Annotated in this window: 11 protein-coding genes; 6 read left to right on the forward strand and 5 right to left on the reverse strand. The window is 46.8% G+C overall.

Going from position 1 to position 13,331, the window contains the following annotated elements:
• Positions 1-9: 9 nt before the first annotated feature.
• From GXP65_RS03705 to tssI, 5 genes are all read right to left on the reverse strand, one after another.
• The gene (locus GXP65_RS03705; RefSeq protein ID WP_005443647.1) at positions 10-531 is read right to left on the reverse strand and encodes a type VI secretion system tube protein Hcp; all 522 of its coding nucleotides are present in this window, start codon (positions 529-531) and stop codon (positions 10-12) included.
• 33 nt (positions 532-564) lie between these two features.
• Entirely contained in the window at positions 565-2,034 is a 1,470-nt protein-coding gene (locus GXP65_RS03710; RefSeq protein WP_162092038.1) for a type VI secretion system ImpA family N-terminal domain-containing protein, read from the reverse strand.
• 200 nt (positions 2,035-2,234) lie between these two features.
• On the reverse strand, positions 2,235-2,537 hold the full coding sequence (locus GXP65_RS03715; protein ID WP_162092059.1) for a PAAR domain-containing protein: 303 nt from the start codon (positions 2,535-2,537) through the stop codon (positions 2,235-2,237).
• Positions 2,537-3,142, reverse strand: coding sequence for a hypothetical protein (locus GXP65_RS03720; protein ID WP_162092039.1), 606 nt, complete (start codon positions 3,140-3,142; stop codon positions 2,537-2,539). The genes GXP65_RS03715 and GXP65_RS03720 overlap by 1 nt, the downstream gene beginning before the upstream one ends.
• Positions 3,142-5,124 carry a type VI secretion system tip protein TssI/VgrG gene (tssI, locus tag GXP65_RS03725; RefSeq protein ID WP_162092040.1) on the reverse strand — a complete coding sequence of 661 codons (1,983 nt, stop codon included), beginning with the start codon at positions 5,122-5,124 and terminating at the stop codon, positions 3,142-3,144. Before tssI ends, GXP65_RS03720 begins: the two co-directional genes overlap by 1 nt.
• 134 nt (positions 5,125-5,258) lie before the next feature.
• On the opposite strand from tssI, the gene GXP65_RS03730 reads away from it, so the two are divergent.
• The 6 genes from GXP65_RS03730 (at position 5,259) to prpF (ending at position 13,282) form a co-directional block, all read left to right on the forward strand.
• Positions 5,259-6,149: a hypothetical protein gene (locus tag GXP65_RS03730; protein WP_162092041.1), complete on the forward strand. Its 891-nt coding sequence runs from the start codon at positions 5,259-5,261 to the stop codon at positions 6,147-6,149.
• Positions 6,150-6,426: 277 nt separating this feature from the next.
• Positions 6,427-7,146, forward strand: coding sequence for a GntR family transcriptional regulator (locus GXP65_RS03735; protein WP_038884161.1), 720 nt, complete (start codon positions 6,427-6,429; stop codon positions 7,144-7,146).
• A 12-nt stretch (positions 7,147-7,158) separates the two neighbouring features.
• Positions 7,159-8,055, forward strand: coding sequence for a methylisocitrate lyase (gene prpB, locus GXP65_RS03740; RefSeq protein ID WP_038884159.1), 897 nt, complete (start codon positions 7,159-7,161; stop codon positions 8,053-8,055).
• A gap of 130 nt (positions 8,056-8,185) precedes the next feature.
• Complete coding sequence (gene prpC / locus GXP65_RS03745) at positions 8,186-9,328, forward strand: 2-methylcitrate synthase (protein ID WP_162092042.1); 1,143 nt, start codon at positions 8,186-8,188, stop codon at positions 9,326-9,328.
• A 133-nt stretch (positions 9,329-9,461) separates the two neighbouring features.
• Positions 9,462-12,071: a Fe/S-dependent 2-methylisocitrate dehydratase AcnD gene (acnD, locus tag GXP65_RS03750; RefSeq protein WP_162092043.1), complete on the forward strand. Its 2,610-nt coding sequence runs from the start codon at positions 9,462-9,464 to the stop codon at positions 12,069-12,071.
• A gap of 23 nt (positions 12,072-12,094) precedes the next feature.
• Entirely contained in the window at positions 12,095-13,282 is a 1,188-nt protein-coding gene (gene prpF, locus GXP65_RS03755; protein WP_162092044.1) for a 2-methylaconitate cis-trans isomerase PrpF, read from the forward strand.
• The last annotated feature ends 49 nt before the right edge of the window (positions 13,283-13,331 follow it).

The following is a 13,331-nucleotide window of genomic DNA, read 5'->3' on the forward strand; positions in this document are numbered from 1 at the left end:
CTTATTCCATTAAGAAGCTGTCGAAGTAACTTTCGCTGTCGTCGCGTCAAAGCCCACTTCAGGACCTTTCTCGATTTTGCCGCCTTCGCCTTCGATGTAGTACGCTTTCGAAATCTCGGTGTATGTCAGGCTGAACGATTCATTTGGTAGGTGACCATCCGACGCGCCCATGTTGTAGCTCGACATACGTGCTGCGCTCAGTGTCAGGATTAGGTATGGATCTGCACCAGAACCTTCACGGTTTGGCTTAGTCATCACGATCTCGATGGTTTTACCTTCACCACCTGGCGCGTATAGGAACGTTGTTAGGTAAGGCGTTGCACCATCACAGCCACGAGTGATGTTCACTTCACCTAGCGCGACCATGCCTTGGTCTGCGTTGTTCGCGTTACCGACGTCGATGCCAACGCCACGAACGGCACTCCAGTTCACTGTATCAATAGCAAAAAATCCATCTTTGCCACCGATCTTATCCACCGTTGCAGCACCTTTTGGTGTAGTGCCATCAATTCTCATGTAAATAGAAGCCATTTGGTTCTCCTTTGCTTATTAGCATTTTTTGCTTCACCACTCGAAATCGGTAATACCGCTCGACGATTGAGTAGTTTTTACTTCTGGTTGGTTGGTTGTAGTTGGAGTGTCGCTTTGCTCTGACGTTGTTGTTTCAATTGACGTTGCACTTTGAGACTCCTCATTAGAGGCTGTTTGAACCTCAGTTGCAGCTGGTACGGTCGGAACCGACTCTGGCGCTGATTGTGGTTCAGGAATTTTTTTCAGAATGGTTTGTTCTAAGTTGTCCATTCCGGTGAGTTGATTGATATGGTCGAGCACTTGGTTGTTGCCACCAGTCATTTCTTGGAGTAGTTCTGGTAAGCTCAGATAACCCCAACGAATTGCGCGCTCTAGCAAGAACGGAACAGGGCTGTGTGGCTCGGTTTGTTTGAAGTAGTCGGCGAGCTTTCTAAGTTCATGAAAGGCGTGGTCGCGATTGTGTACTTGAGCATCGATGCTAACGGAAGGCGCTTGGATAAGGGGTTGAGTCTGTGTGGTTGAAATGGGGGGCACAGAATCGATTTGCTGAGTAGAAGACGTTTGGCTCGTTTCTTTACTCGCTTGACCCGTTGTTTGAGCAACTGATTCCAATATATTATCAGTCGGCTCAACAGCGTTTACGCTTGGCAGTTCTAACTCAGCGGCTTGTTGTTCATCTTTTAACAGCCTAAATTTTTCGTCCAACGGCCATTTAGAAAGCTTGTCTTCAGTGAGATAACGGATCGCGTTAATCAGCTCCGCGATGTTTTCTTTGATGAATTTGAAACTTATAGGAGTTGCATTAACGGGTTGGCACTGTTGAGCGATGGCTTGTTCTATAGCATCAAGATTTTGATAGGTTTGCGCCAAATCCATTAAGGTGTCTTGCGTGTCAGCGTTGAATAGGTTTTGCGCTTTAGTTTTGATTTCGCCAAGCGAACCGTTGCGCTCAGCACGTAGGTAATCGGCAAAAGTGATGTCATCAATCAAGCCGATTAGCTGCAAAGGCATATACACGGCAGTTGTATCATGAGTTTCGCCAACAAGCTGTAGCAAAGGCTTCATACGGAACTCAGCACGTTCTCTTGCGATGCCGGATTCTTCAGCGCTTTTTAGTTTGTCTTCAGGAAGGAATGGATTGAGCGAGTCCCAAAACTGCGCCACGGTGCTTAGAAGCACTTGCGTTGCGTCGGCAAGGTTGCGATAGGGAGCGTCGGTGAACAACTGACTGGTAATATACCAACCTAGTAGCTCCAAGTCTTTACTCGACTGGGTGAGGGCGTGGTATGTCGCGGTACGCAGTTGCGTCCAGTTCTCATCATTACTCTCAAGCAAGGCTTCATCACTGGATGCATCGGGCGTTTCCACCAATTGGCGAAACGATGATTGCGCGGCATTGTAACTGTTTCTAAGTGCTCGATAGGCACTTCTATCGAGTTTTAGATAGACGCCACTCGGCGATCCATCTGCGATCGGTGCCAAAAGACTATCAATATCAACCATATTCAATCCATGAATTATTTTTTTATTAAGCCAGAGAAAATTCCATTCCTCTGGTTTCATAGTTGGTAAATTTGAGTCTAGGAGAGATTTCTAAATTAGTTGAAGTAAATTAAACATTTAATAAAAACTAAGAGATTGATCCAAAAAATTGGTCGGAGGAATGCATCTATCAATATAATGCCCTGATTTATAAAGGGGTTTTATCCCCCTATAAGTATAGTGGGCATTCCTGCAACGATATTTCCTCCGTGAGACGTCGTGTCTCCCATTCGGGCTGCAGGCTTATTACTTAATAGCACGGTCGTGCTTCCCATCGCGATAGAATCCGGGGTTCCAACGCATACACAAACATCACTCACTGTGGCAGCAGGTAAGCTACCAATCAGTACGGTTGGTGCCCCAGGACCAGTAACTGGTCCGCCAACATGAGGAATTGGTGGGGTTGCCGGTGTCTGCATTGGGCATACATGCATGTCAGTGATACGAGCAGCAGGTAACGTCATCATACTTCTCCTTGCACTGCAGTTTGTGATTGGTTATCTGAAGTGCCTTGACCGCCTGCAGCGATATCCAAAGCCATGGCGATTGCGGCTTGATAGTAAGGTTTAGTTTTGTCCCATTGAGGCAAAGCGGCTGCGTGATTGATCGCTCCCGCAGTGGCTTTCGCATACAGAAATGGATCAGGCATAACGGGTGGAATATCTGGTGCAACGATGCTGCCAGAACCATTCCAAAATACCGCTTGAGCAAGCCAAGATGGCCCACAATTCAGTTCTAATCGATGAGAGAGGTGTTCGGCTTTGCGGCGCAATTCTTCGGAGGGCGAACGCACCCAAGCCATGCAAGTTTCGACACTTTGTTTTTGAAGGGGTGACCATTCCTCATTGCGTTGATTTAAACACAACGTTCCCCACCAAATTGCCTCACGTACGGGCAGAGCGTGCGTCAAAAACTGAACGAGATCGTTGTAGAGCTCTTTGTCTGTAAGCGATTGAATTGCATCGTTGATGCTGGTTTCTTCGTCGAGCAGTGCCTTTGCTTCGTCACTGGCTTTGAATCTCGGTAGTATTTGCCCAGCCGTTTGGTATGGAATCTTTTTATATTTCATTAGTTAACCTTTACAATTGCGCCTTTCACTTCACCCATTACGCCGCCATCAAATGTCGCTTTGAGACCCGATTTAAACTCCGCACTCAAAGAGCCTTCAGCAGAAAGCGTGGTGTCCGCTTTGATGGAAATACTCAAGCCAGAAATACTGTTTGCACTGGTTGCTTCAAGAGCGGTCGTGGTGCCAGAAACTTTGTTGGCTGAAGTGGCTTTGCTGGTGACGTTGGTCCCTTCCAAATTCAGTGCGCTGCTCGCTTTGATGTCGATATTGGTTGCTTCAATGGCAATGGATGATGAGGACAGGGTAATTTTGCTTGAGCCAACTTTGAGCTCGATAGAATCGTCAGCTTCAATCGAAATCGACTTGGCTTTTTCGCTTAATGCTTTGGTTACGCTCAGCGAGTAGTTGTCTTCTGTCGACACTGATACCGCTTTGGTGACTGTTTGGCTTAATTCACCCTTGATGGTTTCGGTTTGGTTGTTTTCAACTTCTTGTGTCAGGTCTTTGGCTGCGTGAAGGTAAAGTAATTCATTGTCTTTTTTGTCATCGAAGTAGAGCTCATTGCTTTCACCGGAAAGCTGGGTTTTGATGCCAGACTTTGTTGTATTGGCTTCTGCGTATGGCGGGGCATTTTTGCTGTTGTAGACGCTGCCCGTGATGATTGGTCTATCTGGGTCGCCATCGATGAAAGAGACCAGAACCTCTTGCCCGGCTCGCGGCACAAATTGAGCACCGTAACCACTTCCCGCAAGCATTTGTGCGACACGAACATAACAACTGGTTTTGTCGCCACTTGCGTCTGTATCCCATTGGAACTGAATACGCACGCGACCTTGTTCGTCCTGATTAATATCACCCGCGGTTGAGCCAGCAACGACTGCGCTCTGTAAACCCTGAACCACTTGTTTTGAGCGAGGTTGCGGGTAGTGAGGAGTATCTTTTGGAATCAGTTTCAGTCTGGTGCTGCTCTGTGCACTTTCAGTGTATTCCACTTCCATACTCATGACCGAAAAGTCACCAAGTTGATCTTTGTCTAGATGGCTTGAGAGCGAGAAGTAAGTACCGAGCTCGAAGAGATCATGTTTTGCGCTGGCAATGACGCTTTGGTAATCCTGCTCAATATACTCAATTCGACGTTTGGCAAGATTGCTCGAGAGATCTGTCATGTCACCGCTGATACCTAAAGTTGGGTAACGCGTGTTGGCGAGTTTGGTGTTGTTGGCAATGGTATTGCTGGAGGTTTTACTGCCGCTGGTGATGACTTTCGTCTGCGAATAATCGTAGCTTGATAGCTCAATACTCGAGCCATGAAAGGCAACGGTCGGGCACCAATCTTCAATCAGAGGGAGTGAGCCAGTCGGTGTTTCTTTCATGTCGAACTTTGCTGTGCTGGCTTTATCAAATGGGGTTTGAGCATCTTGCAAAATCATGGTGTGTGAACCACTCGTATGCTCGAAATAATAATGAACACCTTCCTCAGCGAGCAGACGAGAAACGAAATCAAAATCTGATTCGTTATATTGCAAACAATATTCACGCTTGGTCGAAGGCATGCTGGATATTTTATAATTTCCTTTGAAACCAGCGTTGTCGAAAATATCACTGACGATTTCTTGTGTGGATTGATTTTGATAAACCCGGAAAGAATGTGTGTGTTTTAATAACCAAAACCACGGTTTAAGTGTTATTTCGTATTGGTGGTTTTGTAAATTTGAATCCATTCCTAAATGTTGGATCAATGTCACAATTCCGTTGTAGGTACGATAGAGTGTATTACTGCCAGACTCGTTGAAATAACGGTTTATCGTAAGAAATTGCCCCAACTGATCTTGCATGTCAAAGCCACTGGATACCAGCATCGCTTTGATTTCAAAGGGCTCTGATAAGGCTTGCTTTACTGTTGCATTGCTTATGATATGTTCTTGATTACTTGAGTCTTTTGCAGACATCAAACTAGCCGAACTGCTGTATTTATCAGCCATTGCATATCCTTATGCTTAAACTTTTAAATAATAAATTTTTGAAATATAAATACTATTATTAATCGAATTATTCAAAAAATAGCAGTATTAGATCTTATTCGCTATTCGATTTATTAAAAGAAAAGGAGTTCTTTATGGCGAGTCAAAATGCAAAAAAGATGGCGAAAGAGTTTTTGCAAAATGTAGAAAAGGACAGTAAGTCATATCACAAAAGTTGGGCGAGAAAATTCGGCAATAAATACCAATCTGCAAAGAACTGGGTAAAACGTGACAAGAAAATGGTTGCGATGGATATTGCACAAAAAGGTGTGAAAACCGGTATCGGGATGATCCCATTCCCAGGCTCGAAAGAAGGTGCCGCTTTATTGGAAGTCGCAGGCGGTGCGGCGCTAAAAGCCGCTTCTCGTAAAGCATGGGAAGAGGGCTCAAAGAAAGGCGTAAAATCTCTTCTTAATAAAAAAATTGAATCTGCTCGCAAACAACTCAAAACCAACTCAGTCGGAAAAGTCGATCATGAGTTCCTGGCGCTTTCGGCGCGTAAGCGTGATGAACACATTCATGCAATTCGTAAATTGGTGAAGTACGAAGTTAAGTTACTGCCAAAGCGTTCTGATGAACTCAGTTTGCGTTTATTCAAGCTGAAAGAGGCGATCAATGAGTCCCGTGTGAAGCTCAACAAAACCACCATGTCTTCTACATCCGCTATCGACAACATGCAAGCATGGACGGAGTTCTTTTCTGCCATCAAAGAGGTCGAGCATTACCAAGCGAAATTGCGTGAAAGCCTGATTCAAGTGCAAGAGATCACCAAGGATGTGGAGTGGTTCTTGGCGGCTTCTGAAGCCACGACTGATCAGATGAATGCACAAAACCTACCGCAACTGGAAGAAGCGTTTGACCAGATCCGTCGTAGTTACGGCAACATCAACTCGCTCAAACAACTGCAAGATATGATGTTGGAGAGAAACCTTGTTGAGTCCGGCTTGTTGGATGAAAAAGACTTAACCTACAAAATGGTCAACTAGACAAATCTGACCGTTAGTTACCAAATTGAACCCAAACAGGGAGCTATTGTGCTCCCTATTTTTATTTACTGTCTGAATTTATTAGTTTTTTATTGTCGACAATTTCAGCTTGATCTTATCGAACTGAATGTTTTTTCACTCATAAATCTCTCAATAACACTATACCTTAGTCTAAATTGTCGACAATTTGCTTGATTGTCGACAATCTGATCGTCTATTTTATATTCAAGTTAACAAATTGTTGATACTTTGATTTCTAAATACGAATGCCTTGAATATGAATACAGAATTGAAAACTCGTCATAAAGTGATTGTCTCTGAGAAGGAACACACTAAATCTGAATCGCTGACCGAATCGTTAGTGGAAGCGATCGTGAGTGGTGAAATTGAACCGGGCAGTAAAATCTCAGAGCCTGAATTAGCCAAGAAATATCAAGTGAGTAGAGGTCCTCTACGTGAGGCTATGATGCGTCTTGAAGGGCTTGGGTTGATTGAGCGCATTCCGCATGTTGGTGCTCGCGTTATTACTTTCTCTCCAGAAAAGCTCATCGAATTATATTCAGTCCGCGAGGCATTAGAAGGCATGGCAGCAAGGCTCGCGGCTCGCTATATCACTCAAGAAGAATTACTGAGTTTGGAAATGCTATTGTCGACACATTCCAAACACATCGATGAAGTTGAAGGGGCGTCTTACTTCCACCAGCATGGTGACTTCGACTTCCATTATCGAATCATTCAAGCGAGCCGAAACAGCAAGCTTATCTCTTTGCTTTGCGACGAACTGTATCACTTGTTACGCATGTATCGTTACCAATCACCACGAGCGCAATCTCGTCCCAACGAAGCACTCAATGAACACAAATTCATTCTGCAAGCGATTCGCAACCGTGATGAAGAGTTGGCAGAAATGCTGATGAGAAGACACATCTCAGGCAGCCGAAAACTTATCGAATTACAGATTTTACATTCTGAAAGTAAAGATAGAGAACAAGACTAGAAGGAAATTGTCATGAGCTTATCTCCGGGGGCGAAGTTCAGACTCGCCATAGAGCAAAACAACCCGCTGCAGATCGTCGGCACCATTAACCCATACTGCGCCATGATGGCGAAAAACTTGGGTCACCAAGCTATCTATTTGTCGGGTGGCGGCATCGCCAATGCATCTTACGGTTTGCCAGATCTTGGCATCACAACATTGAACGATGTTTTGGTGGACGTAGACCGCATAACCAACGCGTGTGATTTGCCTTTATTGGTTGATATCGATACGGGCTTTGGTGGTGCTTTTAACATTGCACGCACTATCAAAGCGATGGAAAAAGCGGGTGCGGCGGCAGTGCACATGGAAGACCAAGTGGCGCAGAAGCGTTGTGGCCATCGTCCGAACAAAGCGATTGTTAGCCAACAAGAAATGGTCGACCGAGTGAAAGCGGCGGTGGATGCACGTAATGACGAGAGCTTTGTCATTATGGCTCGTACTGATGCGTTAGCGGTTGAAGGCATGGACAGTGCGATTGAACGTGCGATTGCATGTGTGGAAGCGGGCGCAGATATGATCTTCCCAGAGGCAATGAATCAGCTAGACCAATATCAACAGTTCTCGGCAGCGCTCGAAGACGCGACAGGGAAGCACGTGCCGATTCTTGCCAACATTACTGAGTTTGGACAAACGCCACTATACGGCTGTGAAGAGTTAGCCCAATCCAACGTGGATATGGTTTTGTACCCATTGAGCGCATTCCGTGCGATGAACAAAGCTGCCGAGATGGTTTACAAACACTTGCTAGAAGTTGGCAACCAAGAAGCGTTGCTTGATTCAATGCAGACACGAAAAGAGCTGTATGAGCACCTTAATTACCACGACTACGAGAATAAGTTAGACAAGCTGTTCTCCGAAGGTAAATAAGGTCAACTAAGAAACAAACGGAAGCCCAAGACAACTACTATTTAAGAATCTCTAATCCAATAACGTGAAAATTGTCTGATTCAAAAGAGCCCATTAAGAGAGCCAAATCAGACAGAAAAGGAGTTCAACAATGCCTCATTCTGTAGAAAAGAAAGCTGAGATAGGTGGCGCAGGTCTACGCGGTCAAAGCGCTGGAAGCACAGCTTTATGCACTGTCGGTAAAACGGGGACAGGCCTAACGTATCGTGGTTACGATATTACGGACTTGGCAAATCATGCTCAATTTGAAGAAGTGGCGCATTTGCTGTTACGCGGTCACTTACCTAATCAACAAGAGCTAGACGCCTACAAGACACATCTACTGAGCCTACGTGGCTTACCAGCGGAGCTTAAGCAGGCGTTAGAGCTGATTCCTGCTGATGCTCATCCGATGGATGTCATGCGCACAGGCTGCTCTATGCTGGGTAACTTAGAACAAGAAATGGACTTTGAGCAACAGCTGTATGCTACTGAGCGAATGCTGGCGCTATTCCCTGCGATCATCTGTTACTGGTATCGCTTCAGTCACGATGGCGTGCGAATCAAAACGCACGATAACAGTGAAGACTGCATTGGCGGCTACTTCCTAAAACTGCTTACCGATAAAGCACCAAGCGAAACCCACAAAAAGGTGATGCACTGTTCTTTGATTCTTTATGCAGAGCATGAGTTCAATGCCTCAACATTTGCGGCGCGTGTATGTGCTTCTACGCTTTCTGATCTTCATTCTTGCATCACGGCTGCTATCGGTACGTTGCGTGGTCCACTTCATGGCGGTGCAAACGAAGCAGCGATGGAGATGATTCAAGGTTGGAAAACGCCAGATGAAGCAGAAGCCAATATTCTGCAGATGCTAGAGAACAAAGACAAAATCATGGGCTTTGGTCACGCGATTTATCGCGAAAGTGATCCTCGTAATGCACTGATCAAGCGTTGGTCAGAAGCGTTATCGAAAGAGGTGGGTGACACGCATCTTTACGCGGTTTCTGAGCGCGTGGAATCTGTCATGAAGCGCGAGAAAGGGCTGTTCTGCAATGCCGACTTCTTCCATGCTTCGGCTTACCACTTCATGGATATTCCAACCAAATTGTTTACTCCAATCTTTGTGATGAGTCGACTGACAGGTTGGGCGGCGCACGTCTATGAACAACGCGCGAACAACCGAATTATTCGCCCAAGTGCGGATTATACCGGACCGGATCATCAAGACTGGGTGCCAATCGAACAACGCTAGCGCGTGACGCCTCTTTGTGAGTTTTGTCTTGCATGGTATTCACAAGGGGCGTCTCTTTCACTGCGAATTCATTTCAAAAACAGTATCGCGGTGCGTTCAGGCACAAGATGTACACTAAAGCGGAAGCAAGCCCATGAGCATCACCACAAATATAAATACTCAATATCGAAAGCCGCTCCCGGGAACCCAACTCGATTATTTTGATACCCGAGAAGCTGTTAACGATATTTCTCCTGGAGCCTATGAAAAGCTCCCATACACCTCACGCGTTTTAGCCGAGCAGTTGGTTCGTCGCTGTGACCCAAATACGCTCACTGATAGCTTAAAACAGTTGATAGAACGCAAGCGTGACCTCGATTTTCCTTGGTATCCGGCGCGTGTGGTTTGTCATGACATCCTTGGACAAACCGCATTAGTCGACCTCGCGGGTCTGCGCGATGCGATTGCCGAACAAGGCGGTGACCCAGCGAAAGTAAACCCAGTGGTTGAAACGCAATTGATTGTTGACCATTCATTGGCGGTTGAACACGCAGGCTTTGACCCAGAGGCGTTTGAGAAAAACCGCGCGATAGAAGAGCGCAGAAACGAAGACCGATTCCACTTTATCGAGTGGTGTAAGACGGCGTTTGAGAACGTCAGTGTTATTCCTGCGGGTAACGGCATCATGCACCAAATCAACTTGGAGAAGATGTCTCCGGTTGTGCAAGCCAAGCAAGGCATTGCTTACCCAGATACCTGTGTCGGCACGGACAGTCACACCCCCCACGTTGATTCACTTGGCGTTATTGCGATTGGTGTCGGCGGTTTAGAGGCGGAGACGGTTATGCTTGGTCGCCCGTCGATGATGCGTCTGCCAGACATTGTTGGCGTGAAGCTCACTGGTAAACGTCAACCGGGTATTACCGCCACCGATATCGTGCTGGCGATTACCGAGTTTCTGCGAAATGAACGCGTGGTTTCATCCTATCTTGAATTCTTTGGCGAAGGGGCGCGAGACCTAACCATCGGCGACCGCGCGACCATCTCAAACATGACACCAGAATACGGTGCGACCGCTGGGATGTTCTACATTGATGAGCAGACCATTAACTACCTCAAACTGACAGGTCGTGATGAACAGCAGGTCGACTTGGTCGAGAAGTACGCCAAGCAAACCGGTCTATGGGCGGATGATTTAGACACAGCCGTTTACGAACGCGTACTTGAGTTTGACTTGTCCCAAGTTGGTCGCAATTTGGCAGGTCCATCAAATCCTCATCGTCGTTTACCTACCTCAGAGCTTGCTGAGCGTGGCGTTTCTGGTGAATGGCAAGAGAAAGACGGCGAACTTCCAGACGGCGCGGTGATCATCGCGGCAATTACTTCTTGTACCAACACCAGTAACCCAAGAAACGTTGTGGCAGCAGGTCTGGTTGCTAAGAAAGCGAATGCGCTTGGATTGGTGCGCAAGCCTTGGGTGAAATCTTCATTTGCGCCGGGCTCTAAAGTGGCTCGACTCTACTTGGAAGAGTCTGATTTACTCCCTGAACTAGAAAAGCTTGGTTTTGGTATCGTGGCTTATGCGTGTACAACCTGTAACGGTATGAGTGGTGCACTTGACCCGAAAATCCAACAAGAAATCATCGACCGAGATCTGTATTCAACGGCGGTACTTTCTGGGAATCGCAACTTTGATGGTCGAATTCATCCTTATGCAAAACAAGCATTCTTAGCATCGCCACCTTTGGTCGTTGCTTACGCGTTAGCCGGTACGATTCGTTTTGATATCGAACGTGACTCTTTAGGAACAGACAAAGACGGCAAGCCGGTTTATCTCAACGACTTGTGGCCAACGGATGAAGAAATTGATGCTGTGGTGGGTGAATACGTTAAGCCTGAGCAATTTAATCAAGTCTACATTCAAATGTTCAAACTGAATGATGAGGCTCGCAATCCGAATCCGCTCTACGATTGGCGTCCGATGAGTACGTATATCCGAAGACCTCCCTACTGGCAAAAAGAGGGGGAGGGAGCACCTGCTGGTGAGCGAACTCTGTCTTCAATGCGTCCTCTTGCCGTTTTAGGCGATAACATTACGACCGACCATTTGTCGCCATCGAACGCAATTTTGGCAAGCAGCGCCGCAGGCGAATACCTCGCGAAGATGGGCGTGCCAGAAGAAGATTTCAACTCATACGCGACTCACCGAGGTGATCACTTAACCGCGCAGCGCGCTACTTTCGCTAACCCGAAGTTGTTCAATGAAATGGTCAAGGAAAATGGCGAAGTAGTGCAAGGATCGCTGGCGAGAGTCGAACCTGAAGGCAAAGTGACGCGCATGTGGGAAGCGATTGAGACTTACATGAATCGTAAGCAGCCACTTATCGTGGTCGCAGGCGCGGATTATGGTCAAGGATCGTCGCGAGATTGGGCGGCGAAAGGCGTTCGCTTGGCGGGTGTCGAAGCCATTGTAGCTGAAGGTTTTGAGCGCATTCACCGTACCAATTTAGTTGGCATGGGCGTACTTCCTCTGCAATTTAAAGATGGCGTGAACCGAAAAACACTCGAATTAGATGGCACTGAATTGTATGACGTTATCGGCGATATCACTCCTGGTGCTGATTTGGCGTTGGTGATTACTCGTGCAAATGGCGACAAGGTTGATGTGCCGGTGACTTGTCGACTCGATACCGAAGATGAAGTTCATGTGTACAAAGCGGGCGGTGTGTTACAGCGCTTTGCTCAAGATTTCCTCTCGCAATAGATAGCGCAATAACGGAGCAAGATATGGATAGCAAGATGCAAAGCCAAATCAAAGTCCCGGCGACTTACATGCGCGGCGGTACGAGCAAAGGCGTGTTCTTCAACCTTGAAGACTTGCCACAGCCAGCGCAAGTCGCGGGTGAGGCAAGAGACAAACTGCTACTTCGTGTGATTGGTAGCCCAGACCCGTATGCTAAACAAATTGATGGCATGGGCGGCGCAACTTCCAGCACCAGTAAAACTGTGATTGTGTCGCGCAGTCAGCGAGTCGATCACGACGTTGATTACCTGTTCGGACAAGTATCGATAGATAAGCCGTTTGTCGATTGGAGTGGTAACTGTGGCAACCTTTCTGCCGCAGTCGGGCCTTTCGCCATTCATGCAGGGTTGATCGACGAAGATCGTATTCCCGAAAACGGCATCGTTACTGTTCGCGTATGGCAGGTAAATATTGGCAAAACCATATTGATTCATGTGCCAATCGTAAATGGTTTCGTTCAAGAAACAGGGGAGTTTGAGCTTGATGGAGTGACGTTCCCTGCTGCTGAAATCCAAGTCGATTTTGTCGACCCTGCTGATGGTGAAGGCAGCATGTTTCCAACCGGCAATCTAGTAGACGATTTGGTCCTGCCAGATGTTGGGACGTTCAACGCCACCTTCATTAACGCAGGCATACCGACAATCTTCATAGACGCAGAAGCACTCGGTTACCAAGGCACTGAGCTTCAAGATGACATCAATAAAGATGAATCAACTCTTGCGAGGTTTGAGTCCATTCGTGCTCATGGCGCGTTAAAAATAGGGCTTATTGATTCGCTCGAAGAGGCTCAAACACGTCAACACACGCCTAAGATTGCGTTTGTTTCTCAGCCTAAATCCTATTTATCGTCGAGTGGTAAAGCCGTAGAGGCAGGTGAGGTCGATATTCTCGTCCGAGCTTTATCTATGGGCAAACTTCACCACGCCATGATGGGAACCGCAGCGGTCGCCATTGCTTCGGCGGCATGCGTCCCGGGTACTCTAGTCAATTTGGCGGCTGGTGGTGGAGAGAAAGAATCTGTGACGTTTGGGCATCCATCAGGAACGCTTAAGGTGGGGGCAAAAGCCAAACAAACAGAACAAGGTTGGGTGGTTGAGAAAGCCATCATGAGCCGCAGCGCGAGAATACTGATGGAGGGCTTTGTGCTTGTTCCCTCCAATGTCTTTGAATAACACAATTGCATGGTAGTGATACGTAAGAAAAGCAATGTCAGGACATACT

It is taken from the genome of Vibrio sp. LB10LO1 (assembly GCF_010092875.1).
Taxonomy (GTDB): domain Bacteria; phylum Pseudomonadota; class Gammaproteobacteria; order Enterobacterales; family Vibrionaceae; genus Vibrio; species Vibrio campbellii.